Consider the following 25521-nt stretch of genomic DNA (forward strand, 5'->3'; position numbering starts at 1 on the left):
TATTCTATGTAATACTCATTTAATTTCTATATTGTTCTCGCATACGCTAATCAGTTTCTAAAATTTCCTCCTTTATCGCATAAAATCTTTGCCGCCTGGATTGTCCCGACAATAGGTGTTTACTTTTAATGCGGTTAGGGTCATCTACTATTAATAGATGCCGTTTTTTCAGTTCCAGTGCCACCTGCTGTGTTTGGAATTCACCGCATGCTTCCTTGAAGCCGACATCATTGAAAAGAAACAAATCCTTATGTCTATAGCCTGCGCAGTCTCGAATCAGCGAACCGTGACTTCTGCCGGAATCGAATCGTGACATACCGTGTTTTTGTATGAACTCGCGGACGTTTCTTACTCCCCTATCGGCGTCGCTCAGATAGCTAGCATCATCTAGCCATGCCCTCCAAACGCTTAAAATTGCTTCGTCAATCTCTTTTATACTGAAGGGAAGTATTTCAAACTCCACTCCAAGGATTTCCCTTACTGCTCGCGCCGTAGAGATGAAATCCACCGCTTTCCATGTTTGAAAATTCGAGGAGGACACCTGCAAAGGACTGGCACAGGGCAAAAATAAGATAATTGTTGTTTCTGCATGGCATAGCTACATTCATCTGCCATTGCGCGAGGGTGCCACGGCTGCCCATTGTTGAAGAGGTTGGGCTATACCGTTCGGGCTGATAAACGATGTTTGAATTTGTGTCTTTACCGATTACTCTATGCGGCAACACAAACACAAGTTGTTCATCGTGCAACCATCCTAGTTGGGCTACGGAGCGCAGCCTATCTGGGATATCAAAACTACCTAGATATTTGACTACGGCATTTTCACATCCAGGTATGACTTCCAGTCCCCCAGCACTTAGCGCTTGTATTAAGGCAATCCCCTTTTTGTCATGTAACAGGTTACGGGGAAACGCTTGTTTATGACGCTTGTTATCTGGGTCAATCCATTCAACAACAATACCCCACTCTTCACTCTGAGGGTCCTCAGCTTGTTCTCGTGCCCGTTGCTCTGGACGTTTTCGCGCCTCATTCTCCTGAGTTAACCGCATGTATATTTCGCTTAATTTCGAGAATCTTTCCAGCACAGGGTGTGCAGAATTCGCTGGAACACCCTCCCGATTCAATATCTCCGCCGTTTCTTTAAGAATTTCAGCATGAGTCTTGATACGATCAGGTTTTTTCTCACTCATCATCTACTCTGTAACAGGCTCGGTTGCCTTCGGAAACATCGCTGACGCTGCCGCGTTCACTGCTTGACGTACAGGGTCAAGATTCAGCCGTGCATAGATCAACGTAGCTTCCTGACTCTTATGCCCAAGGGCCTTTCCAATCATTTGAAGGCTTGCACCCTGTGCTGCCATAAAACTCCCAAACGTGCGACGCAAATCATGCATTCGTAGATTCTCGATCTCAGCATGTTTTAACAATGAAGCCCAAGCCTTTTTAGGTTCCTCAATATGTCCGCTTTTACTCGTTCCCGAGAATACCCATTGCCCGTTTTCTACCTTACAGCGGCGTTTAAGTATTTCTATAGCTGGGTCAGTCAATGCAACTTGGTAAGGCTCCCCGTTTTTCGTATCAGGTACTCGCCAAACGGACGCGCTCAGGTTTATATCGGCCCACCGCATTGCAGCGACATTTCCCTTTCTGGCACCCGTAGCGAGGAGCATCATAAAAAATTCCCGCATCGTTACGCTTTCCAGCTTGTGCAGAGCTGCAAGGAAGCGCTCCAACTCGTCACCATATAGAAAGCGGTCTCTAGAAAGCTCGGGATATTTTGGAATGTTTGCAGTAGGGTTAGGGCTTTTGAAAAGCTCCCAATCAATGGCGCGGTTGAACATAGCACGTAACAAGGCAAGCGTGATGTTTGCTGTAGTAGGACTTATGGTTTTCGCCAGCTTGGCAATATGTACCTGTACATCGCTACGCTTGATTTCGGATAACTTCCGATTGTTCCATTCGGAAAGGTATCTACGATAGTTGTTCTCTGCATTCTGGGGCTTCCTGTTGCGCGTTCTAGCATGTCTATCCATATAGATCACGTGCAATTCGCCCAAGGTCAACTCTGAGCGCCGCTGGCGCTTCACATCATTCCGATTCTTCCCGGCATCCAGTTCGCTATTGATTTGGCCTGCTCGATTTCGAGCTTGCTCGATTGTGGTATCAGGATAGCGTCCGATTAGGATACGCTCAGTCTTGCCTTGATGCTTTCTAAGAACATAGAAGGTCTTGGTTCGCGCTGCTACCATGATACAAAGGCCGCGAGCTTTATCGTCGTAATAGACTACCCGTGAGGCAGATGAGTCAACCGAGAGCGCATCTAGGGCAGCTTTAGTAAATCGAATGCGGTTCATAGGCTGGTATTTGTATATCTTAGGGGCGGTTGCATAGTTCTAAGCAAGTTGGTTAAAACGCTTTAAAGTAACGGGTTGTTCTTCTGTGCAACCATAGCGCAACCTTTTTGCGGAAACTAAAGCTATTTCCGTGCAATAAGGTGAAACGAAGACTATCAGTAACTAGCTGTTTTGTATAGCTTGAGGAAGGAAGATATAAGGAGGGGGAAATTAAGGAAATGATGCGGTAACTAACTCCTAAGGGGTGGGTCACACGTTCGATTCGTGTTCAGGGCGCCAGTATAAGGTCACTTTCAAGATGGCAAGCTTGTCTAAACATAGGAGCCATTTCACGGATTTAACCGGTTTGTAAATGGTTTACCAAATCCTAAGCAGTAGCTTTCCACTTAGCTGTTGTGTTCAGCGGCGAGGTGATAAGTTCACTGATAAAAATTCATCTTTTATTCTATAAGGGAAGAAAGCGTGATCGTTTGGAACGGAGAGTCTGCAGTAGACCTTCTTGAGGAACTAGGTTTTCGATGTCACTATCGAAAAACCAAAACTGCAAACTTCTCGGTAACTAGCTCACCGTTGCGCGAGATTTCAATTCCTGTAACGAGAAGGAATGGCGTCACAGCCTACATTAATCGCTATTCAGCTACTGGAAAAGTTTTTCCCATTGCCGGTATTGATGGCATTGAGGTTGAAGAGCTATATCCTCGCGAGCATCAAGGCAGGAATGGGAATCCGGGGATCGCTGGATCAGTCGTCAGACATAATTCGTCCCTTGATCCTAAAAATAATGATGTCGTACGAGTGCATGTCGAGGATGCGCAAAGTCTGAGGCATTTATTAGCTTGGTATGGTTTCTGAATGGGTTTCGGATTCCCTGGTCGTTGCTCTCTAATACTTGCGGTGATATATGTCCGAAGAGGAAATAGTTTTTTTTGCAGTGCCTCATAACGTTGCAGTCCTTAATAAGTTCAAAAGCCGACTGGATGCAATGCATACCGACGATAATTTTGAGCTAGCAAGAAATAGTCATATTAGAGTGATTATTCAGGGTATGTTGTCGTATCCGGGGGAGTGGAGCGCGAACTGTGGAATTACCATCCAATGGATAGGAAACCAGTTCATTAGACGATTAAGCGCCGAAGGCGAAGAGCTCACAAAAGAAAAGCTGGACGTTATATTCGCTACGTGCTTCCAGTTTGTATTCGAAGTGTTCCTGTCAATTAAGAGTGACTTGTCTACAGAATTTGAACGAGCAAGAAAATTTTCTTTATGCAATTTAGATAAATTCGAAGGGAATGCCAGAGATCAAATAGAGTCCGTAATTCGAGACATGCCGATCATGATATTTAAGGCTATCGCCAATAGCGACTCGATAAAAAGCATCAAGCATTTCAATGAGATAGAAAAAACTGTCGACAAAAAGAGAGAGAAGTGGGAGGTGGAGTTAGCGGAGCGTGAAGCGAGAGTTGAGAGTTTAAAATCTGAATTAAAGAAATACGAAACGAGTTTCAATTTCGTAGGATTGTTTCAAGGGTTCGATGATTTATCCAAGGAAAAGAAAATTGAGAAGAACAGTATCCTATTTTTAATTTTTTTGTTGGGAATCTCAATTGTCGCCCCGTTGTTGCTAGAAATATATATCGTCTATTCCAACATTTCTGATTTATCAAATTTTAAAGACTTATTTCTGTTATCGCTAATTCCTGCGGCTTCACTCATCGCGATCCTTATATATTATTTCAGAGTTCTTTTGTTCAATTACAAATCTGTGAAGTCTCAACTCCTCCAGATCGAACTCAGAAAAACATTGTGTAGGTTCATTCAACACTATTCTGAATATTCCTCAAAACTGAAGCAACAGGATAAAGAATCGCTATCAAAATTTGAAAATATCATCTTTTCGGGAATTGTTTCAGATAATGAAAAGCTACCCTCTAGCTACGATGGCATGGAGCAGTTAGTAAATTTAATTAAGTCAATAAAGAGCTAGGTGTTTAACCACCTCTCGATCGTGGCAAGAAAAACGTCAGAATGGCTAATCTTGAACTCGTTGCGCACATAACACATATAAGCTGCCATCACAACAGCTATCCGATTGGAAGAAAAGAAGTGGCTGACGGCAGCTTCTAATTTGTGAATTCATTCTTCTCAAGGAACTGCTTCTATGCGGCTCAGGTTAGGCGTCGCTGGCCTCTCCCATCTTTTATTTTCTTCTTTACCCTGATTTTCAGGGAATCATCGGGCCGCAGTTCAAAGCGGCATTCCATTCGTTGAAGCAATGTACTAAACTGGAATACCACGGGTTCGCTCTTTAGCGAAACGATCGGGAGGAACAGCTCGACCGTCCTGCGATGATGTCTTCATCACGCACCGATAAAAAACTAGGGCGATAACAAATGAGAACACTAAGACTAAAACTTTTACTCCTCGTCACTCCATTTTCTCTGTTTTCTGTCCCGTCGTACGGGGAATCGAAAGGGGCACCGGTGGAAATCGTCGCCAAGACGTATAACCGGGTTTTGGTTCAGGCGAACAAGGATGGGCCACGGCTCGCAATCGACGATAAAGAAGCCGGAGCAAGCGCTTCGGGTAAGGAAGTAAGCCACTGCAATCAGGATAGGCAGACAAGTTTTGCCAAGGGCCGTGCAAAAACCTCCGTAAACAAGCTGAATGAAATGGGATTGGAAGTCAATCTGGAAAGTGCGGCTTTCGCGCGCGGGGGATATTTCATAACCTGCCAGGAGAGCAATCCGAGACAATTCCCATGCGACACGGGGGGATGCCTGGGAAATGTCACGAACAACAAGTTAGCCAGCGCGGATGTAAGCTCCAGCGCGAGAGTGGAGCTTCGTTTGCCCACCGCTGATTCTTCGGATTACCGGATTAAAATATCAAAATCAGGTTCAAGTGATCTGGTGGCCACTTTAATGGGCCCGGATGGCAAAGAAATAAAACTGAATGAGCCGGGCGGCAAAGAACCGGTTCTACGGCGAGCAAGCAAAGGAAGTTATCACCTGAATCTTGAGCTCCCGGCAGTTGCAAGCAAGAAAGGTCAAGACAGGGAGGAACTTGAGAAATCTGCCACGGTTCGCGTTCAGTTAACCGCGCTTCCTGCTCATGAGCCCTCAAAACCGGAAACTCCAAAATCCGAAGCTTCAAAACCTGAAGCCCCGAAATCTGAAGCCCCGAAATCTGAAGCCCCGAAATCCGAAACTTCAAAACCTGAAGCTTCAAAACCTGAAACTTCAAAGCCTGAAACTTCAAAGCCTGAAACCCCGAAGTCCGAAACTCCAAAGCCTAAAAAGTAGTAAGTTCTGAGTTCCACTTGAGGTTTGTCTCATTGGAGCTTGGTTGAATGGGCCACTTCGGCATTGTGTTTCTGCCGGGTGGCCCACGGTGCTGGCTTCACAGAGCACTTCTGGTGTGGAGAGACGCCTTCACGCCATACCCGCCATACCATAATTTCCTGCGCCCCGCTCCGCCGTCAGGCGCGCAAGGAGCAGTTCGATGAAGAGTGAAGAAATTACCTTCCGACACTCCTCCTGAAAAGCGCTGGCATGGATGAATGTATCCCGTCACCTGCTTTCCTCTTCCCGGATGGGCAGATGTTGAATCATTGATGGTGTGGGTAAAATTTGCTATTCAGAGCAACAAAATCCTCACTCTCCTTCATCTGACCGAACTGAAACTGCTTTTCCACTCTCTAATCCATAGCCTTACTAGGAAAGTCTGATCACGCATCTTGGGAGTTCTGATTGGCTGTCAACGAGTTTGTAACCTGTAACGTTGAAAGGGTGAGAAGGCAGAAGATAAGCGGCGAACCGCACAGATGATGTGCTGGGCAAAGTACGAGAATTTACATCAGGCGAAACTGGAGGGCGAGACAATGGAAAGGGGTTTGGTCGATCTGTCCGGGTTGAGTGGCGACCCGGAAAGTGATGATAGGGCGGAGAAGCTCCTGGCACGCTGGGAAGCGGAGATCGAGAATTCTTCGGATATGGGATCAGTTGAATATAGCCAGCAACCGCCGATCATCCCCGGAAATCGGCGGAATCGTGCGCGGCTTTTTGATCGTCGGGCGCGGCGACAATCCGCGCGCGGCCCGGGCGTTTGTTCGCATGCCCCACACAAAAAGCGGAAGCGGAGGTGAATCGCTTCGGGTTTGAGGACACTCCAACATCATCAGCTTCATGTGTTGTTTATATGTAGTAGGCGCGACTTTACGCGTGTCTGATCTGCTCGCTTGCTTATTTGTCACTTATGGGGCGAGAAGGTCCGGTGTCGCGCCTTTTCTCCTTCCTATTTGCAGCTTTTCACATCCTCCGTAACGGTTTTTCCATCTTTCAGCACGACAGTTTGCCGGATAGTCTTGCAATTGCTGTCGTCATCAGCGCCCACGATCTCAGCTCTCCCGCTCACGCCACTATCGGGATTGGTGAAAGTCTGGGTCTGGTTGGTTTCATACGCCCGCTGTGAAGTCTGAGCCATGCGGCGCTGATCTTCCTGGCCGAGACGTCCTCCGATTTCCGCACCCAGATAATATCCGCCCACACCGCCGGCCACAGCACCCAATATACGGCCAGCAGTTCCCCCACCCAGGTAGCTGCCAAGATAGCCGCCGCCAATGGAACCGGCAATGCTGCCCATCAAGCCGCCGGCACGCCTCGTTTCGGCGGACTGGCATGCTGACAGGAGCGCAACCAGGGCCAGGAGCAGCAAGCGCTTTGCCCATGTAGCTGAAATCCATGCTTGATTCATGATCTTTCCTCCAAAATTTTGCTTCAGGCTGAATCCGGCGCTGTCCAGGTAACGTACAGCGCGAGGTAGCTATCCTTGCTGCGATCCTTTTGCATCCCCTTGGTGTTATTAACGAAAAAGGAGACGGAAAGATGACGGCGCCTGTTCTGTTTTCTGTGGGGCGACTTTCTGCGACAATTATTATTTTCCTCTTATTCCCGGACTGCAATGAAATTCAGGAAAATAATAAGTTTCGTTACTCTGCTGGCCGTTCTTCCCGCCCTCTCGGGCTGCTGGTATCTCCTGGCGGGAGGTGCCGGTGCTTATGGCGGCTACAAGATGAAAGAGAAGGGTTATACGTTGCAGAGCCCCATCACGAAGGAGAAAAGCAGTCAGACATCGAAATAAAAGTATAGAAGTATCGCGACAGTATTGCTCGCGGCCGTGCACGTTTGAAGGCTCCGTACTATCCCGCTGGGATTCGACTGGTATCACAGATACAGATATGCCTTGTTTACAGGCGGAAACCAGGATTGTGTCAGCTTGGTGAGTGGAAAGGCGTCTGCGGTTAGACGTCTGCTGCTCAGTGGAGGCGCCGTGAAAGCAGGAGCTTCAAAATCGTTCAAATTCTGCCGGTTTTTCGCCAACGTTAATTTTTTATGACAATACTTGTATGTTGAAAAATATTAACTATAAATATGCTTTAGGAAGAAAAAAGGTGGAATCATGGCTTCGGAAAATTTTTTCAAAAGCAATATTATCACCGGACTGGCAGCAGGCGTGGGCGCGACCCTGCTTGCTCCCGTGCTGCTTCCCGTTCTCGCGAACATCGCCAAACCCCTTACCAAAGCAGCGATCAAGGGTAGCATCCTTCTGTATGAGAAAGGACGTGAGTCATTTGCCGAATTGAGCGAAACGGTGGATGACCTCGTGGCAGAGGTCAAGTCGGAGATGGAGACTGACCCGGCGGGAGGGGCGGCAATAGCTGCCTCGGCAGCTCAGGCTACTGGCGCGCAGGGGAAAACCGGGACGCCGTCTGCACAACCCCGGCCGGATCCTGACACCAGGCAAAGTTCAGCCGCTACAGCCGCGGTTCAGCCAAGTGACGTCACCAAGATGTCACAAAGCCCACCTGCACCGACGGGGGCGCAGGCGAGTGAAGGCCAGCGCGATGAAGGAGCGCAAAGTCGACCATCAACCAAGGGGGAATGATGGCGCCACTTGCGCGAGTGGCCCACTCTCTGCCGGGTAGGAAGCGGATAAAGATCGACGCAAGGCGCGGCGACGCTGCGTACTTCGCGACGCTGGAAAAAGAACTGGCGGAGTGTCCCGGGGTTGGAACGGTAACGACGGATCCGCGGACTGGCATGGCGCTTATCAGTCATACCGCGGAGGATTCCGTTCTTTGGAGCCATATCGCTAAGCACGATTTGTTCCAGTTCGGAAAGAATGAAACCTCAGCGCCCACGCCAGTCCACTCTTCAATCGCCGGCGCCGAACATAAGTCATATACGAACCCGGGAAAGAGACCGGATACCCGGCGGCTGATATTCCTGGCAATGATGAGCATGGGCGTCGTCCAGGTAATAAAGGGCAATATAGCGATCCCGGCGATAGCGGCATTCTGGTATGCGTACTGCGTTTTTCCGGGGACGAACGGCGACAACCCGGAACATTCCCTCATTGAAACCAAATTGCCCGAAGAATCTTAGATTTGGAAATGATTGAACGATGGATTTCCGAAAATCTCGCAAAACAAAAATCTGTAGCAAAATTTCTGAGCGAGTCAAGGGGTTGTAAGAGTCCAAACCAGGGAACTCTGCACTGAAGCGGTAGAAAGCAGCAAAATGAGAGAAGCATTCGCACCGTCATAGCATGGAAATCGTAACTATACGAGGAGGAATCGAAATGAATGCCCCGAGATCAGACAGGCACGCAGGGGGAAAGCCGCGCCCCGAGGAAAAAAAGCGGGCCGATATAGAAACGCCGAAGGAAGAAGCATATGCTCACGGCGAAACACGCCCGGAAGATGAAGGATACGGGGGTACGACACCTCCTTATCGTGCGGATGCTGACCGCACCATAGGAGCTGCTGGCCATACCGTAAAAACAGGCATTGCCAGCAGCTTGAGAGGCATCGACGGAATTGAATCCGACATCGTGAGCTTGGTGCGCAATACGGTATCCAATACGTTGAGAGCGACAGGGGCGGTCGGTACGGAAGCAGTCGATATAACAAGGGATGTTGTCAAGGGCGCGCTTGCCGCCACCGAAGATGTGGGGACCGGGTTGGTGCTTTCCACGAAAAGCGTTGCCAAGGGCGTGGTAATGGGCGTGTCCGATGTGGGCGGCGACGTCATCATGGCGGCCACAGAAACCGTAAAGGCCGCGGTCCGTAGTACTGCTGACGCTGGTGGCGACACATTGCTGGTTGCCAAGCGTGCAGTGGACGGCGTGGCCGAGGGAACGAGAGAGACTGGAGGCAATGTCGTAGAAGCAGTCAGGGCGACCATAAACGCGGCCGCTGGAGGGATAGGCGACATCGGCACGACCGCTGTCAGCAGCGTGCGCGATATCCTCCTCAGTGTTGTAGGAGGAGTGAAGGATGTGGCAAACGCGGCTATACCCAAGGCATACCGCGCCGAAGACAATGTTCCCCCTGCAGATCGCACTCCCCCCGAGGATCGCATTCCTCCTCCACCGCCGGTATAACATTTGCCGCGGCTAAGGCGCCGGTAAAGCGCTAGCTAAAGGGCATAGCTCAAGCTCAAACCCATGCAGGATGTTGACGCTTGGATCAGCCTGCGGGGTTTAGGAAATGCTCCAGTAGCCTTAGAGCATTTTTGATTTAAGTAGTTACATGTATTAAACTACCTCAGGTCAATCATGAGAGAGGTGGGATATGCGTGCGTATTCGCAGGATTTGAGGGATCGGGTGCTGCGCGCCCTGGAGCGGGCAGAGCGTCCGAGCGATATCTCCCGGCGTTTCGAAGTGAGTCGGATGTGGGTGTATGAGGTGCGACGGCGATGGGAAGAGCAGGGCTGTCGAAGCAGCCTGCCGATGGGTGGTCACCGCCGGTCGCGCATCGCCCATCTGGAAGGCACGATCCGTGGCTGGATCGAGAATGAGCCGGATTTGACGCTGGCCGAACTGTGTGAACGCCTGCAAGGCGAAGGGATCATGATCAAGTCGCCGGCGCTGTGGCACCAGTTGGACAGGTGGGGACTGAGCTTTAAAAAAAACTCTGCACGCCAGCGAGCAGCATCGCGAGGACGTGCAGCAGGCACGCCGTGACTGGCAGGACCAGCAGCCAAAGTGGGATATGGGAAGGCTGGTGTTTCTGGATGAGACGTGGATCACGACCAGTATGACCCGGTTGCGTGGTCGTGCCCCGCGCGGCACACGTTGTCTGGCTTATGCGCCTTGTGGCCATTGGAAGACGACCACTTTCATCGCTGGCCTGCGCCACGATGCGGTGAGCGCCCCGATGGTGGTCGATGGTCCGATCGATGGAGCGCTTTTCCTGGCATGGGTTCGTGACTTTCTTTGTCCCACCTTGCGTCCGGGCGACATCGTCATTGCCGACAACCTGTCCTGCCATAAGGTGTCCGGTGTCGAACAGGCTTTGACGGCTGTGGGAGCATCCCTGTGCTACCTGCCGCCTTATTCCCCTGACCTCAATCCGATCGAGAAACTCTTCGCCAAACTCAAAGCCATGCTGCGCAAAGCATCAAAGCGCACCGTCGATGCGCTCTGGAAGGAATTGGGCAAACTCCTCGATACCACCTCACCTCAGGAGTGTCAGAACTACTTCGAGGCCTGCGGATACGTCAACATGTAAAGCGAAAATGCTCTAGCTCCCGTCCTTCCTCTCATCCCTGCTGAGCGATCGATTACCGCCGCAGGGATGAATATTCTCCACCGCCTCCTCTTTTTCCTTTCTTTTATCCCCCTCTCCATCTCCGGTTCCTGGACCTGAACCGCTTCATAAAGCTGTAACAAAACGCTGGTTAAATAGTCGCCATCATAGCTATCATCAGGAAAATGACCGAATGGAGAACCAATCATGGCTCACTATATCCACCACGTGCCTGGCCGACTGCGTGTCAATACGCCGACCCTGAAAAAAAACGAGTCTCGCGCCCGACAGTTGAAATCGTACCTGGAAGGGATGAACGGCGTTCTTCAGGCCGAAACCAGCATTATCACCGGGAGTGTCGTGATCAAGTATGACACCTGCCTGGTAAGCTCCACGTTGATTCTCAATTCCCTGCATGACTTGGGGTATATCCAGAATACAGGCACCCTATCCGGACCTGCACAAGGGACTCCGGTAACGCAGAAGGTGGTGGATATTTTCGTGACGAAACTCGTCGAAACCGCCGTCGAGCGCTCGGCCGTCGCTCTGGTCGCTGCACTGATCTGACGCGAGCAGGTACTGCTCGCCGGAATGCTGCGATCCACCGCGATATCGGACTAACGCAGCGATTCAGCCTTGTCCGTGCTCTCCCACGGCAATCCGATATCCATCCGCCCCACCTGACCATAAACCGCGAGCCTGCGGTAAAAAACCCCGCGAAATAATTGAGGCTGGTAGCGTAAATTAAAAGCGCGGATGATTCCGGCCGGACGGAAATCAAACTGGTCAAGAATGCGTGTCGTTATTTCGGTATCTGGAATGCTCCCTGTACCGAAAGTATCGACCTGCACGCTTACCGGCCTCGATATTCCTATTGAATACGCCAGGTGTACCTCGCACGCCTGCGCAAGGCCTGCGGCGATCACGTTCTTGGCCGCGTAGCGCGCTGCGTAGGCGCCCACCCGGTCGATACGGGAGGGATCCTTACCGGAAAGCGCGGACTCCGAATGGCGGGAATATTCACCGTATGTATCCACCGCGTTCTTGCGACCCGTCAACCCGGAGTGTAGAGAGGGGCCTCCGTCGACAACCAACCCCTCGGGATTGATGAAAATATGGGTGCGGGAGTCGGGCCGCAGCGTCTCCGCCGCGAAAACCGGCTCAATCACATGGGCGTTGAGATCATCGCGCAGCGAGCCGATACCCCGCATCGCGGCCTTCTCCTGGGTGGCAACGATGGTGATGGAATGGATGCGATATGGTCTGCCTTCGCGATATTCCACCCCTACCTGCGTTTTTCCATCGGGCGCAAGATAGGGAATCTGCTTCTGGAAACGTGCGGCCGTGAGCCGACGCGCCAGTTTATGCGCAAGCGAGATGGGCAGCGGCATAAAGGCTGCGCTTTGATTGCAGGCAAAACCGAATACATTCGCCTGGTTCTTGGCGGTAACGGATTCCAGCTCTTCCTCACTCATTTCCCTCTCATCGATATTCGGGTGGGAAAGTGGCGGCAATTCGGTCAGGCTGGTCATGACCGTACAATCCTTTGCGTTGAAATCCGTCTGCTCGTAGCCGATCTGGCGTATAACCTGGCGCGCGACCTCCGGGATATCGATAGAAGCCGACGAAGCGAAGCGTGCTGCGATAAAAAGTATTCCTGTGGATACTGCGCACTCCGCTATCACCTTCGAAAAGGGGTCCTGCTGCAGAAAGCGGTCGACCAGCGCATCGCTCACTTGATCGCAAAGTTTATCCGGGTGCCCGTCGGTCACGGATTCGGAGGTGAACATGAAATTCTGTTTCATCACCCATACTCCTACGACACGGGTGGTAGAGATAACAGCTCTTGACGCCGCTTGCCTTTGAAGGTGGCGTCTTTGGTTGCTTCATTCAGGAAAAAGGGCAGCACAGAGCCCGCGCCTATCACCATCACATCGAGTGGACCTACCAGGGTATTACCAAGCAGGCTGCGGATACCCGGCACCAGAACCGTAGCCGCTTGGAGCGCAGCTGTTCCACCGATTGCCATGTCGAGATAGCGATTGGGACGGAGCGTCTCGTGGCTGAATATGCTGATATGATCCGAACGGCAGCTGTATGCGTGAAGCAGCTGCGCCATTGTCAGGGTCATGAAGACGACAGTGCTGGCCTTCTGCCCTCCGCCATAACGCGCCATTGCGTAGCCGTAGCTGGCCATTGAGCCGGCGGTCATTGTCAGAGACTCCAGACCGTAGCGCTTGAAGTCGCCCGGGCCTACGATGGGTTCCCGCGGGTCTCGCGGTGGCCGTCGAAGAACATCGGGCTCGGGGGGTTCAACAGCAAGCGCCAGTCCGGGGAAGATATCGGTTATCAGGTTGATCCACAGCAACTGGATGGTAGTGAGCGGAGTGCCCAGCCCTGTACCTATAGAGCCCAGCATCAGCATGATCTCGGACAGGTTGGTGGCGGTAAGGAAATGAACCGATTTGCGAATATTGTTGTAAATCGTCCTGCCTTCCGAGACGGCCACAATCATGGTGCCGAGGTTATCGTCTTCCAATATAACGTCGGCCACGTTGCGCGCCACCTCCGTCCCGGTGCCGCCCATGGCGACGCCAATGTCTGCGGCCTTGAGGGCGGGCCCGTCATTGATGCCGTCGCCCGTCATCGCGGCAACCTTGCCGCCCCGCTGCAGTGCCTGCACGATTTGTAGTTTGTTGGCCGGGCTGACACGGGAGAAGATGTTGACCTTCTGCGCCAGCCCAGCGAGGACCTCTGCATCGAGTTGATCAAGCCGGGTAGAATCAAGAATGTCGAGTTCGCTGCCGCTGGATAACCCAAGTTCCTTCCCTATCGCATAAGCAGTGCCGCTCTGATCACCGGTTATCATTACCGTGTCTATCCCGGCCTGATGAAACAAGGCGATAAGTTCCTTCATCCCCTGCCGCAGGGGGTCGGCCATTCCCGTCATCCCCAGCCAGATGAGCTCATCCGTTGAAGATTGATCGGCTTGCTTCGGTTCCGCGTAGGCAAATCCCAGCACACGCAGCGCTTCTGCGGCCATGCGGTCATTTTCCATGAGTATGGCTGTCCGCTCCGCCTCCGTGAGAGGCAGGCGTGCGCCGTCCTTCAACCACCATCGGCACATTTCCAGCACCTCGACCGGATTACCCTTGACGGCCACGAGCTTCCCGCCCCCTCGCACGCTATGGGTCGTACTCATATAGTTCCGCGTTTCGGTGCGGTATTCCACTTGCTCTCTGGGATAGCACCGGCGAAGCGCATCAACTGAAACGCCTGCCGCCAGCGCAAGGTGCACCAACGCGCCTTCTGTTGCGGAACCCTTGAGTACGTAGTTGCCTCTCTCACCGTTCAGTTCCACCTCGTTGCAAAGAACGGCTGCATGGATGAGCCGCAACAATTCATCGCTCTGATAGGGATCGGTTCTTACGCCCGCATCGTAAAACACATCCTTATCCACTGTAATACGACGTCCTCCGCTGTGCAGGGCCAGGACGGACATACGGTTGAGAGTGAGCGTTCCGGTTTTGTCGAGGCAGATTACCTGTACTGCGCCCAAGGTTTCCACTGCATCAAGGCGTCGCACCAACACTTTGTGACGGCTCATTGTCCGGATACCCAGCGCAAGGGTAGTCGTGGCGACGGTGGGCAGGCCCTCCGGGACTGCGGCTACGGCAAGGGAAATAGAGGATTTCAACATTTGCAGCCAGCCGTAACCACGGACCAGCCCGATGAGAAACATTGCTCCACAGATGCCCAGGGACAGCAACACCATCTGATTCCCAAGGATGGAGAGCTGGCGCTGCATGGGTGTCTCCGGAGGTCGCGTTTCACCTACCAGCGATTGAATAGTGCCGATCTCGGTATATCGTCCGGTCGAGACTACTACTGCCAAGCCGCTGCCACCCGTTACCGCCGTCCCCATGTATACCATGTTAAGCCGGTCCGCAAGGGAGACGTTCTGCTTGTCCAGCCGGTTCACCCTCTTCGCCACCGGAAGGCTTTCTCCGGTAAGCATGGACTCGTCCACCATCAGATTGCGCGATTCGAGCACCCTGCTATCGGCAGCTACCCGAGTCCCCGGCGTAAGGACCAGGATGTCGCCCGGCACCAGAGACTCAGCAGCTACTTCCCGAAGCTGAGCATCGCGAATGACCACTGCGTTCTGCTCGGCCACGTGTCCAAGCGCATTAATCGTTCGCTCCGATTGAGACTCAGCAACGTAGCCCGTGCCCGCGTTGATCAAAACTACTCCGAGGATCACCACGGCATCGAGCAGTCCTCCAGTTGCCGCGGAAAGGACGGCGGACACACCCAATAAAGCGACTGGCAGGCTTTTAAACTGTGCCAGAAAAATACTCAACTCGGAACGGGATGGGGTCTCCGGTAGGCTATTGGCACCAAAATGCTCCAGCTTCCGCTCCGCGGAAGCCTGACTGAGACCGAATTCCCTGGAAGTTCCAAGTGCAGCCACCACGCTATCACCAGGCAACGCATGCCAATTTTCCCCATTCTGTGGAAGAACCGAATCGGAATCAGAAGAAATGACGGGAGAAACAGGACGTCTGGAGGAACGCAAAGAACGATCATCGTCTACCGAGTTCTCAGGAATGATTTCCTGCCCGGCATCCAGCAGCAGTTGCTCCAACCAGGTCTTGATTTCTTCAAGGTTGCGTGCCGGATCAAAAATGATCAGCACTCGGCCTGTGAGGACGTTCGCAGAGGCTTCTCTTATCGCAACATGCTTGCGCAGCGCGGACTCGAGCTTGTGCCTGACCGGATCGCATCGGTACAAGCCCTCGACTTCAAGCCTTGCGCGCCCCTCCACCGTGGCATGAACGATGCGCACCGGTTCAAGAGGCTCAGCTTCAGCTGCACCTGTTCCGAAGGACGAAGGGCGTTGCATCTGGTCGAAAAGTCGAGGCATCCTTACAGAATAATGCAGTTACATCGGGTTTCACTGCTACGGAATATGCTACACAACGCTCAGGACAACTGTGACTGCCACCCTTGTTGCCGAGGAGCAGTTGTATTTCCAGACACCTCAAACTCCTCGCCGACATTCCGAACGATTGGAGCCTTCTTCTTTTTAGGTTAAAACGATCTTCTCAGCAAGCTGAGCCGGCTTTTAATGCACTTCGCCGCCGGTCAGCGCACCTTGTATTCTGATTTCTGGTTTCCGTTCCGCAATCTTCTATCCTTATAATTCAAAATCAGGCACTGTGCCTGATGCACTCGATGCATCAGGTTTCGGTTCGATCGGGCCTCACCAGCCCGCTTGAAGCATCGAGGTACCGAGGTAACGGGAGAAAAAAATGCCGAGCAACACATCTCATACGCAGCATACGCAGCATACGCAGCATACGCAGAAAGCGGAAATACATGATCTGGTAATTGTCGGCGGCGGTATTGCCGGGCTCTATTGCTGCCACGAGCTTATCAAGAAAGTCCGGAGCGGCTCGTTCGATATCAGAAGCATTCTCCTTCTGGAAGCTTCCGACCGGTTTGGCGGGCGCATCGAAACATGGTCCCTGCTGAGAAGCAGTGAGGAAAATGGAAAGAAGATCGGTTTTGAGGATACATGGGACCCGTGTAACTGGAACATCGATAACGGCTGCCTTGCTCCCCCTGACCCGCAAACGGGTAAACAGTCTCCATTCAGAGGTCCGACAGAAAAATCATTCAGGAATGTGGATGGCAACGATGTCGAAAAGCTGACCGATATCGAATACTTCCGTGCGGAATTCGGACCCATGAGAATCGAGCCGCGGGATCAGATTTTATTGCAGGGATTGCTCGACGATCTTGGAATCAGGGAACCTGACCCAGGGGAGGAAGAAAGCCTGGATGACCTCGTGCCGTTCTCTTCGTACACCTCCGAAGATCCGATGGCACCTCGATTCACTCTTCAGGAGGAGGAAGCGCAGCAGAAAACTCCTTTTGATCTGATGATACTTGCTCTCAGGCGCATCTTCGAGCTCGTCCACGGTCCGAAATTCGACGGCTCGGCTTCGAATCCCTGGTATACGGATGCCGCCAATGAACAATGGAGAAAGCTGCACAGCGCGCAGTTCTTTTACCGCCATTACTGGAAGGGAGAGCTGCTCGAATGGATCCAGTACCTTACTGATCCTGACTTCGTAACGATTCGGGAGCACGCGCGGTTCAGGGACCAGCCGTTATGGGACCTGGGATTCTGGAACGTCCTCAGCGATGTCTTGAGCCATTATGCGGTGGTCAAGATCAGGGATTGGGGAAGTTACTATCACTTTGTTCACGAAAATCTGAATGCCGCCGAGTGGATTATCTTCTGGCTCAGGGCAATTCGAAGCACGGGTTCGCTTCGAGGCATACGCGGAGGGATGAGCAGGATAATCTGGAATCTGTTGGAGGTCTTGCGGAAGCATCAAAACAGTCACGAATCTCCTCGTTTGAAAATCGTGAAAAGTGCGAGGGTAGTGAGCGTAGAAAGACGGGATAATGCGCTCGTTGCTCTTACCGTACAGAAACAGGATGAGGTAGAGCTTGTGCGCGCACGAAGAGTCATTTTTGCCCTGCCGAAGCGTCCGCTCGAAGAAATGTCATGGAATGGGGAGCGTCCAAAAGGCAATCTTCACGAAGCACTCAATGCGGTCGTTTGCCTTCCGCTGCTGAAATGTTTTTTCGTCATCGAGAAACCCTGGTGGGAAGACAACCGGTCTCTCAATCGCTATGCATCTGACATACCAACCCGCGAGCTGCTGTATGTGAAAAGCAGGGACCGGACAAAAGGGTTGATCATGATTTATACCGACCGTCCGGCAATCACATTCTGGTCCGATTACCTCAGAAGCGAATCCGGCAAGCATTCCAAAGGTCCTGAGCAACCGGAAGGTCCGCAAGTCGGCTATCAGGATGCTGCCAGAATCTGGTTCTTGGAGAAAAAACCTTCTCCGACGTGTGGTTCGATTATCGAGATCAAGCCCGGATCGACTCGCCTGTGGCAGCGTTTCGTGCAGTTTGCCAGGGATTATGAGCACCATGACTTTACCACAGGCCGCCTTCTCGCCTGCGGCATGCGCGACTGGGGGAAGGAGCCTTTCGGCGCCGCGGCGCACGGGTGGCGTCCGGGGGTAAAGTCCCGGGAGCATATCGAGTTTCTCGAGGCATTTTCTCTCGAACAAGAGGAGCAGGAAACCGGGCAAAACAACCTGCACGTTTGCGGAGAAGCGTTTTCCGATTATCAGGGATTTATTGAAGGCTCGCTGAGATCAGCCCAGCGCGTTCTGGCTGTGATAGAAAGACAGCAGATGCCGGGAAAAAACTGAGATCTTTTTTATCCAGCCTTTTGTTTCCGCAGAAAAGACAGCACGGCAGACTCGAGCGGATCATGCGCGGGATGCGCTGCCTCCTCGGGTTCCGGCAGGTGGCGATGAAGATCACCTTTCTGCCAGGCAGAAAACACCGCCGGATTGATGTAGGATTTCCGGCAGACGGCAGGGGTATTGCGCAGCTCTTCCGCGACTTGCCGTGTCGCCGCGACGATGCCGGCCTTGAGTGCGCGCTTGGTCGGAAATTCAGGCAGCGGCGTATTGAGCATGATCTCGAACGCCCGCAGGGTTCCGCTCCATGTTCGGAAATCCTTCGCGGTAAACTCGGCTTCCATGACTTCATGGAGGTAAGCGTTTACCTGCTCCGCTCCGATTGGCCGCCGCTTGCCACTCTCATCCAGATACTGGAAAAGGTGCTGGCCCCTCAGTTCCTGGCAAGTCCGGATAATGCTGACGATCCGCCTGTCCCCGATCGTGACTTTGTGCTCGATCCCGCTCTTGCCGCGGAATTTCAATAATGCGCGCCTGGGGTTGATGAAGGCAAGATGCCGCTTGCGCAGGGTTGTAAGTCCGAAACTGTGGTTATCGCGCGCGTAAGACAGGTTGCCGATGCGCACCTGCGTTGTATCAAGCAATCTCACTATTGCAGCAACAACCTTTTTTCGCGGCAAGCCTCGTTTTCTCAGATCAAGGTGTACACGCTCGCGCAGTCGAGGTAAAGCTTCGCCGAATTCCACCATCCGGTCAAATTTGATGCTGTCTCGCACCCCCCGCCAGTCGGGATGGTAGCGGTACTGTTTGCGGCTGCGCGCATCCAGTCCGGTGGCCTGCAAGTGCCCCAGGGGATGAGGGCAAATCCAGACGTCGGTATAAGCGGGAGGAATGGCGAGCCGGGCAATGCGCTCAAGCTCAGCCTCGTCGTCCAACGACTTTTCATCCGGACCGACATAACGAAACCCCTCGCCGGAGGCTAACCTTCTGATCCCCGGCTCATCGCCGGATACATATATAAGGCCCGCGGCAGCCGCTTGCGCCGCCAGAATTTCCATTGCTTGCGGTCGCAACTCCTCCTTATCCGGAAAGAAAGGCATATGGTTACTCGCTATCGCAGACTGATCGCGCTTCTATCGACAGCAATGATAGTCCTCCGGTTCAATCCATTTTAGGAAATCGCCCCCGGCCTTATGTCTTACCCCCCTTGCACTGAATCTCGTACTGCTGTGCGAGGGGTGGAGTGCCCGAGTTGGGGCGCTTGCACGCAGCCAATAATTTCTTCGCGCTCGACGATACGCCCGCTATTCAATTCGCTCAGCCGTCCAGCCGCAACTTGCGCCAAAGCCTTGTCGATATCCGACTTGAGCGCCTTGAGCTCCTCCTGCCGGATCGCGCGCTTGGTCTTCCACTCACGCAGCGCACGACTTCGCTCGCCGAGGCATAGTCGCCCTCAGCGACCGCAACCTTGATCGTCTCTGCCAGTTCATGAGGCAGCGTGATGATCAGGCGCTCGAGCATTGGGCCTTAAGAAATCAGGTCTTGATAATCATACTTTCGGGCGCATCCGGGGGGATTTTACCCATGATAAAATAGTAGGAAACGACAGCAATTACGGGGTCTTTGCGGGAGGAGGCGGAATCCTACGCTAAGCTTTAGTGCACCCTGAGATTTTAAGAAGTAGAAGACAATTGGTTCTGGAATGGTCCTTCGATTGGCTCGAAGACACCGGTTGCTGGATCACGGACCAATAGGCGACCGGCGGCAATCCCGAAGAACGCGCCGTGCAGTTCGAGTTGTCGGCGCTCCACGCGGCTCTGCACCCAGGGAAACGTTATCAGGTTCTTGAGGCTAAGTTCGACTGAGGCAAATTCGAGTTGGCGCAAATAATCGTCGTGACTGTGCTCCTCCTTCTGATCCAGGTTATCAGCCGCCGGGGCAATCTGTGACATCCAGCGACCGATGAAATCGCCCGGCGACAATGGCTCCTGCTTGTCGGCGAAGGCACGGATGCCGCCGCACTGCGCGTGGCCGAGTACGACGATATGCTTGACGTGCAGGGCTTGCACGCCAAATTCCAGCGCAGCGCTTGTGCCGTGTTGGGTGCCGCCATGCGGTTCGTAAGGTGGAACAATGTTGGCCACATTTCGGGCAACGAGCAATTCACCGGGCGCGGCGTCGAAGACTACTTCTGGTGATACCCGCGAGTCGACGCAACCAATCACCATGATCTCGGGGCGTTGTCCCTTCTCGGCCAGAAGCTTGTAGCGTTCGTGCTCGTTGATGAAACGCTTTTCCTGGAAAGCACGATAGCCATCGATCAGCCGCTTTGGAAACATGGCACTACTCCTATTTTATCATTGGCCTGGGATTATGAGGGGCGAAGCCGGCTGGGTCCGGCTCTGGGACTGAATGAATGTTCGTTATTGATTACCGAGAACTCGCTTTCCATGGCTCCTGAGTTCACCCTTAGGTGCCTACGTATCGATAAAGGGTAAGGCGCTCGATCCCAAGTTCCTTGCACAGATCGGAAACGGAAGTGTCACGTTTGGCCATGGCGGCTTGTGCGAGACGTCCTTACATACTCGACGGCCTGCTTATGAACGATGTCGGCCGCCATATCCGCGAACAGTTCGCCGACACGGGCGGCTTTACCGATCACGTCTTTGCCGCATGCGCCATTCTCAGCTATCGGTTCGCTCTGCGCTCCGCGATCTGCCGTCCAAACGGCTCTATGCATTCAATCCATCAGCCGCCCCGGCTCATAGAGGGAGAGACGGAGGGAAGGCAGCTTGTTGAAAAGATCATCTATCTAGTCAGGCTACGGCGTAAGCTGATCAGCGTGTCTATTAATTCACCAGGGGCTCGCTATAAAGCTCAGGATGAACGAAGCCAGATCAGCTAATGCGGCTGCATTGCGCGGAGTCGACGGAGCTCTTTAGCCCGCGCTTGTGTTATTCGCCAAAGGCATATTGATTCCTCCATGATTTGCGTGGGTCCACCTTCACTCTGCCTGGTGATGGAAGAATTAACGAGCGGGGCTATTTATCAAAGCCGGGTTTTTGCAATGTGCAGACAGGAAAATGACGACAGGGCAGGCACCGCAAGCCGTCCTTTCCTCATAGGGGAACCTCTTCATGTTTGCTCGCCGCGCATCTTTGACTAATGGCGGGTAGAGACCCAAATGTTTTCTACCTTGTTCTCCTTGGGAATGAGGCACACTGAATACCTAACATTTTGCTACGTCATATTCCACACGTGCCAACTCGACTAAGTCATCAGCGGTAGAACCAACGCCGCCGCATACGATAACTAATACCGTTTTATACCCTGATAACGCTGCAGCTTTTTCGTACACTGCAGCGAGCGCAACGCCGCAAGCAGGCTCAACGACAATTCCATGATCTTGCAAAAACTGCAAAGAAGCAGAAACGGCCACCTTGTCCGGCAACACAACGCTTTTGATATGGTGATTTTTGGAGTACGCCAATGCTTGTTCACAAACAATGCGCGCTCCTAACGTCGTCGCAATACTCGATATGTATGCAAGCTCGATAAGGAATCCCGCGTTTAACGATTTCCCATAGGAGTCGGCACCTTCAGTTTCAACAGCGATGACGGGCACACCAGCCCCTCCATTCCTCTTCAATCCTTCTATAACACCGCAAAGAAGGCCGCCACCGCCGACTGACAGAACGATTGCGTCAGGCTTTAGACCAGCTCGGAATATTTCATCAATTAGGCTGGCATGACCTCTCCAGACCAGAGGGTCATCGAAAGGATGTATATATGCATCGGTAGATTGGATGAGTGACAGCGCAAATCGGTGCGCTTCGTCCAAAGACTTCCCATGGACTATAACTTCCGCATTCTCTAAGCGCATCAAGTTCACCGCCCGCTTTGAAGCTGCCTCAGGTACCACGATGATTACAGGTACCGAAAGGCGGCGTCCAGCAAAAGCAACTGCTAGCCCCGCATTACCGCCCGATGATGCAATGAAACGTTTTGCTCCTCGTTTTAAATATTCTTCGCACGCATAGCCGATTCCTCGGGCTTTGAAAGAGCCAGATGGTTGGGCGGACTCCATTTTCAGCCAAATAGATTGACCCACTTTCTGGCTGATCAAATGGGATTCAATTAGCGGTGTTTCAATATGTAGCGGCATTTAAAAGAGATCTCCAATGAGATGCGAACAGCTAATCTGCAGCCAGTGCCACAAGAATCAAGCCGTACTGTTTCATCCAGTTCCAGCAAAGTTCACGCTGGGCTTCCGGGCCACACTCCAAATCAATGCGACGCCGTCGAAGCAATATAATCACGTTTCGCAAGTTGCGGCACCGTCCGGTGGTGAAAAGCAAATTCGGCCGCTTTCTCTACCACGAGCTTGCATGCCAGCTTGTATTTTTGCACTAGGGCGATGGCTTGCGCTTGTGAACCCTGCCGGTGTCTCCCCTGGAGGAAGCTCTTGTCCTCGTAATACTGGAACCGTTTCTCGCGTTTCGCTGCTATTTCCAGCAGTTTCCTGGCCCGGTTTTCATACCGCCTTGCGAGGACGTCGTGGTCGACAAAAGGCCTGATATTTTGTGCGGGCACACTCGTGTCGTCCTTCTTTGCTTCGATTGTACCTGTCTCCGAGCAGCCCCCTAGTAGGCCCAGCGTGGATATCGCCGCTATAAACGTCCTTATTTCTTTTTGCATGACAGACAGACTCCAATGAAATGGGTGAAGTGAAAGCCATTGATCCGATGCGGTCCATGACAAATGGAATATTGTACTCAGTATTACTATAAATAAGATTCAAGTATTTTGATTGTGATCATAATGTTTTGTTTATATATTACAGCCCTTAACTCCTAACTGCAGTACCCCCGGAATAGCCCAGGCCCTGGAACGAAAGGGGGCGCTGCCTTGCGGGTTCTGAACCTCGGGAATGGATATAAGCCCGCCCACCGGAAAGCTGATGTTGGCCGTACTGGGAGGCATCGCTCAATTCGAGCGGGAAATGATGCTGGAGAGGCAAAGGGAAGGTGTGGCCAAGGCCAAGGCCGCGGGAAAATACAAGGGACGCAAATCAACCTCGGACGCGATCAGGCAGGAAGTAATCCGCCTTGCAGGAGAGGGGACGACCAAAGCCGCCATCACTAGACTAGCCAATTAAGAATTGGTGAAGCAACCATGTATCGGATTCTCGCTGGTTCCTCAAAGCCAGAAGTTCTCTCACTAAAAAGGGGTTAACGAATGGCTGCGCGTGCACGTTGGGAAACGGCGCAGCGTTGGTATGAGGTTGAGCCTGTTTTTGATTTGTTAGGCGACTGGGTCCTTATGTGTAACGGCTCGCAATGGAAAACGGTTGTGCTCGCATTTAACGCCGTTTTCGGCTCAGAATAACTGCTACTGGCAGAGCCTGCCGGCTCACATATGAATTGAGCCAAATCCGATACCGTTAGAAACACCGGCAATAATCGATGCATGGCATCGATAGCTGTCGATAAATAATGAGATTATTATTTGTTATAAATAGATGCTTACAATCTAAAATTAGGCCAAGTGTTCAAACAGTCGCGCGACCGCCTCAGCACCTGGATCAGCGTGACCGACCAAATACTTGGCATTGACATAGGAAGCGCGGCCCGCATTCGCCTTGCTCATGTGGGCAGTGCGATCGGCACCCGCACGCGCGGCTTTCGCCGCCTCGGGCAGGCTCTCTTCCAGGGCATCAAGGGCCGGCGCAAGGGCATCGACCATGGTGCGGTCACCCGGACGCGCCCCGCCGATCTCCTGCATTCTTCGCAACCCGGCCTGCAACGCTTCGCGCATTGACAAGCCGCTTGAGGCGGCATCGCCCGCGGCGGCGAAGAAGATCGCGAGGAGCACACCGCACGAGCCTCCCATGGTTTGGGAAAGCTCCAAGCCAATGGCTCGATAGAGCTGGGTATGGTCGGCAAGCGGCAATCGGTCCACGGCGCTGATCAGGGCGCGTGCCGCGCCGGCTAGCGTGCTGCCGGTGTCGCCATCGCCTGACTTCGCGTCGAGCGCGTTGAGGTCGTTCTCGGCGGCGATCAGAACCTCGCAGCAATTGGTCAGGAACTCCCTGGTCGGCTTGTGCATCGAGGGCATCGGAACGACAGCCGTCAGGCCGTCCGGAAGCGCCTGAATCGCGACCTGGCCTAGCCGGGAGACCCGTGGCCATGCCGCCAGCGGCGTGTGCTGCTTGAGCAGGGCGATCTCGGCATCGTCGGCAGGATAGGCCGAAATCGAGAAGCCATGCATGTCGAGCGATGTCATCATGGCCGCCGGCCCGATGACGTGGGTTATCCGCTCGCCAATCGCTGACCGCCGGATTTCGTTGAGGATGATCGACATCTCGATGACCGACGTGCCGCCGAGATTGTTGACCATAGCGACATGCGGCTTTTCTTCCATTGCAGCTGACAGGCGCTCGACCATGGCAGCGACAGCTTCGCTCGCGTCCTTGAACTCGACCTGCTCAACCCCGGCTTCACCGTGGATGCCAAGCCCAAGCTCGGCCATGCCGGGTGGGATGCGATCCTCCTTTGGCGAACCTGGGATGGTGCAGGTGTTTAGCGACATGCCGATGCTTTTTGTCTTTGACACGACCTTGCGCGCGGCCGCGGCGACGTGCGCCAAGTCGGCCCCATTCTCGGCCAACGCGCCGGCTATCTTGTGCACGAAAAGTGTGCCGGCGACGCCGCGGGCTTGGGGCAAGTCGGGTAACGCCACATCATCGTCAACGATGACTATCTCGACATTCAAGCCAAACTGGCGAGCGCGTTCGGCCGCCAGCCCGAAATTCAATCGGTCACCGGTATAATTCTTGACGATGAGCAGGCAGCCGGACGATCCCGTCACGGCAAGGATGCCTGCCAGTACCGCGTCGACTGTCGGCGAGGCGAAGATGTCGCCGCACACCGCAGCCGTCAGCATCCCTTCCCCGACGAAACCCGCATGTGCCGGTTCGTGGCCCGATCCGCCTCCCGAGATCAACGCGACCTTGGACTTGTCCCAGTCATTGCGTACGACCACCCGTATATGCGGATAGCCGTCGAGCCGCGCCAGCTTACCACCAGACGCCGCGACCAGACCATCGACGGCTTCGGTAACAATGCTTTCTTTGGTGTTGATGAACTGGACCATGTTTTCGGCTCTGTTGCAAAAAATGATTTTTGATAAAAAGTGAATTTAAAAGTTATTAAAAAATATTTAGTTAAAAATTAAAATATAGCTGTTTCTTATTTTTTGCAACAGAGCCCCTAG

Annotated in this window: 24 protein-coding genes and 1 pseudogene; 14 read left to right on the top strand and 11 right to left on the bottom strand. The window is 52.9% G+C overall.

Annotated features, from left to right (window positions below):
• Window positions 1-46 precede the first annotated feature (46 nt).
• Genes ACZ5BW_RS00160 through ACZ5BW_RS00170 form a run of 3 tightly spaced genes read right to left on the bottom strand, consistent with a single transcriptional unit; the run spans window position 47 to window position 2354 of the window.
• On the bottom strand, window positions 47-463 hold the full coding sequence (locus tag ACZ5BW_RS00160) for a hypothetical protein (RefSeq protein ID WP_464541349.1): 417 nt from the start codon (window positions 461-463) through the stop codon (window positions 47-49).
• Window positions 453-1193, bottom strand: a complete 741-nt coding sequence (locus ACZ5BW_RS00165) for a DUF927 domain-containing protein (RefSeq protein ID WP_464541351.1) — start codon at window positions 1191-1193, stop codon at window positions 453-455. The genes ACZ5BW_RS00160 and ACZ5BW_RS00165 overlap by 11 nt, the downstream gene beginning before the upstream one ends.
• Entirely contained in the window at window positions 1194-2354 is a 1161-nt protein-coding gene (locus ACZ5BW_RS00170) for a tyrosine-type recombinase/integrase (protein ID WP_464541353.1), read from the bottom strand.
• A 462-nt stretch (window positions 2355-2816) separates the two neighbouring features.
• Here ACZ5BW_RS00170 and ACZ5BW_RS00175 point away from each other — a divergent pair, with 462 nt between their 5' ends.
• The 3 genes from ACZ5BW_RS00175 (at window position 2817) to ACZ5BW_RS00185 (ending at window position 5656) form a co-directional block, all read left to right on the top strand.
• On the top strand, window positions 2817-3206 hold the full coding sequence (locus ACZ5BW_RS00175) for a hypothetical protein (protein ID WP_464541355.1): 390 nt from the start codon (window positions 2817-2819) through the stop codon (window positions 3204-3206).
• A 49-nt stretch (window positions 3207-3255) separates the two neighbouring features.
• A complete protein-coding gene (locus ACZ5BW_RS00180; protein WP_464541357.1) occupies window positions 3256-4338 on the top strand; it encodes a hypothetical protein in 1083 nt (360 codons plus the stop codon).
• A 496-nt stretch (window positions 4339-4834) separates the two neighbouring features.
• Window positions 4835-5656 (top strand): hypothetical protein, encoded by an 822-nt coding sequence (locus ACZ5BW_RS00185; RefSeq protein ID WP_464541359.1) that lies wholly within the window; start codon window positions 4835-4837, stop codon window positions 5654-5656.
• A 991-nt stretch (window positions 5657-6647) separates the two neighbouring features.
• On the opposite strand, the gene ACZ5BW_RS00190 is transcribed toward ACZ5BW_RS00185, so the two are convergent.
• Window positions 6648-7106, bottom strand: coding sequence for a hypothetical protein (locus ACZ5BW_RS00190; protein ID WP_464541361.1), 459 nt, complete (start codon window positions 7104-7106; stop codon window positions 6648-6650).
• 207 nt (window positions 7107-7313) lie between these two features.
• On the opposite strand from ACZ5BW_RS00190, the gene ACZ5BW_RS00195 reads away from it, so the two are divergent.
• The 7 genes from ACZ5BW_RS00195 (at window position 7314) to ACZ5BW_RS00225 (ending at window position 11512) form a co-directional block, all read left to right on the top strand.
• On the top strand, window positions 7314-7493 hold the full coding sequence (locus ACZ5BW_RS00195) for a hypothetical protein (protein WP_464541363.1): 180 nt from the start codon (window positions 7314-7316) through the stop codon (window positions 7491-7493).
• 318 nt (window positions 7494-7811) lie between these two features.
• Entirely contained in the window at window positions 7812-8297 is a 486-nt protein-coding gene (locus ACZ5BW_RS00200) for a DUF5132 domain-containing protein (RefSeq protein ID WP_464541365.1), read from the top strand.
• The gene (locus ACZ5BW_RS00205; RefSeq protein ID WP_464541367.1) at window positions 8294-8797 is read left to right on the top strand and encodes a hypothetical protein; all 504 of its coding nucleotides are present in this window, start codon (window positions 8294-8296) and stop codon (window positions 8795-8797) included. Before ACZ5BW_RS00200 ends, ACZ5BW_RS00205 begins: the two co-directional genes overlap by 4 nt.
• Before the next feature lie 196 nt (window positions 8798-8993).
• On the top strand, window positions 8994-9797 hold the full coding sequence (locus ACZ5BW_RS00210; protein WP_464541369.1) for a hypothetical protein: 804 nt from the start codon (window positions 8994-8996) through the stop codon (window positions 9795-9797).
• Between the two features lie 190 nt (window positions 9798-9987).
• Entirely contained in the window at window positions 9988-10380 is a 393-nt protein-coding gene (locus ACZ5BW_RS00215; RefSeq protein ID WP_464539803.1) for a helix-turn-helix domain-containing protein, read from the top strand.
• Complete coding sequence (locus ACZ5BW_RS00220) at window positions 10361-10927, top strand: IS630 family transposase (protein ID WP_464540459.1); 567 nt, start codon at window positions 10361-10363, stop codon at window positions 10925-10927. Before ACZ5BW_RS00215 ends, ACZ5BW_RS00220 begins: the two co-directional genes overlap by 20 nt.
• A gap of 225 nt (window positions 10928-11152) precedes the next feature.
• Window positions 11153-11512 carry an HMA2 domain-containing protein gene (locus ACZ5BW_RS00225; RefSeq protein WP_464541371.1) on the top strand — a complete coding sequence of 120 codons (360 nt, stop codon included), beginning with the start codon at window positions 11153-11155 and terminating at the stop codon, window positions 11510-11512.
• Between the two features lie 50 nt (window positions 11513-11562).
• Here ACZ5BW_RS00225 and metK read toward each other — a convergent pair whose 3' ends face one another.
• A complete protein-coding gene (gene metK / locus ACZ5BW_RS00230; protein WP_464541373.1) occupies window positions 11563-12750 on the bottom strand; it encodes a methionine adenosyltransferase in 1188 nt (395 codons plus the stop codon).
• Between the two features lie 11 nt (window positions 12751-12761).
• Window positions 12762-15872, bottom strand: a complete 3111-nt coding sequence (locus tag ACZ5BW_RS00235; RefSeq protein WP_464541375.1) for a cation-translocating P-type ATPase — start codon at window positions 15870-15872, stop codon at window positions 12762-12764.
• 388 nt (window positions 15873-16260) lie between these two features.
• Here ACZ5BW_RS00235 and ACZ5BW_RS00240 point away from each other — a divergent pair, with 388 nt between their 5' ends.
• On the top strand, window positions 16261-18252 hold the full coding sequence (locus tag ACZ5BW_RS00240) for an FAD-dependent oxidoreductase (protein WP_464541377.1): 1992 nt from the start codon (window positions 16261-16263) through the stop codon (window positions 18250-18252).
• 8 nt (window positions 18253-18260) lie between these two features.
• Here the strand turns inward: ACZ5BW_RS00240 and ACZ5BW_RS00245 are convergent, their stop codons facing one another.
• Window positions 18261-19346, bottom strand: coding sequence for a DNA topoisomerase IB (locus tag ACZ5BW_RS00245; protein ID WP_464541379.1), 1086 nt, complete (start codon window positions 19344-19346; stop codon window positions 18261-18263).
• 143 nt (window positions 19347-19489) lie between these two features.
• On the opposite strand from ACZ5BW_RS00245, the gene ACZ5BW_RS00250 reads away from it, so the two are divergent.
• Complete coding sequence (locus ACZ5BW_RS00250; protein ID WP_464541381.1) at window positions 19490-19693, top strand: hypothetical protein; 204 nt, start codon at window positions 19490-19492, stop codon at window positions 19691-19693.
• A 226-nt stretch (window positions 19694-19919) separates the two neighbouring features.
• Here the strand turns inward: ACZ5BW_RS00250 and ACZ5BW_RS00255 are convergent, their stop codons facing one another.
• Entirely contained in the window at window positions 19920-20585 is a 666-nt protein-coding gene (locus ACZ5BW_RS00255; RefSeq protein ID WP_464541383.1) for a carbonic anhydrase, read from the bottom strand.
• A gap of 236 nt (window positions 20586-20821) precedes the next feature.
• Between ACZ5BW_RS00255 and ACZ5BW_RS00260 the strand changes: the two are divergent.
• Window positions 20822-21030 (top strand): annotated as a pseudogene (locus ACZ5BW_RS00260) (Tn3 family transposase); the annotation flags it as partial.
• A 445-nt stretch (window positions 21031-21475) separates the two neighbouring features.
• On the opposite strand, the gene ACZ5BW_RS00265 reads toward ACZ5BW_RS00260, so the two are convergent.
• Together ACZ5BW_RS00265 and ACZ5BW_RS00270 are read right to left on the bottom strand one after the other, a co-directional pair.
• Entirely contained in the window at window positions 21476-22411 is a 936-nt protein-coding gene (locus ACZ5BW_RS00265) for a pyridoxal-phosphate dependent enzyme (RefSeq protein WP_464541385.1), read from the bottom strand.
• A 122-nt stretch (window positions 22412-22533) separates the two neighbouring features.
• Complete coding sequence (locus ACZ5BW_RS00270; protein WP_464541387.1) at window positions 22534-22944, bottom strand: hypothetical protein; 411 nt, start codon at window positions 22942-22944, stop codon at window positions 22534-22536.
• Window positions 22945-23176: 232 nt separating this feature from the next.
• Between ACZ5BW_RS00270 and ACZ5BW_RS00275 the strand changes: the two genes are divergently transcribed.
• Entirely contained in the window at window positions 23177-23404 is a 228-nt protein-coding gene (locus tag ACZ5BW_RS00275; RefSeq protein WP_464541389.1) for a recombinase family protein, read from the top strand.
• 380 nt (window positions 23405-23784) lie between these two features.
• On the opposite strand, the gene ACZ5BW_RS00280 is transcribed toward ACZ5BW_RS00275, so the two are convergent.
• Window positions 23785-25401, bottom strand: coding sequence for a dihydroxyacetone kinase subunit DhaK (locus ACZ5BW_RS00280; RefSeq protein WP_464541391.1), 1617 nt, complete (start codon window positions 25399-25401; stop codon window positions 23785-23787).
• Between the last annotated feature and the right edge of the window lie 120 nt (window positions 25402-25521).

Source organism: Nitrosospira sp. TNL300 (genome assembly GCF_055385915.1).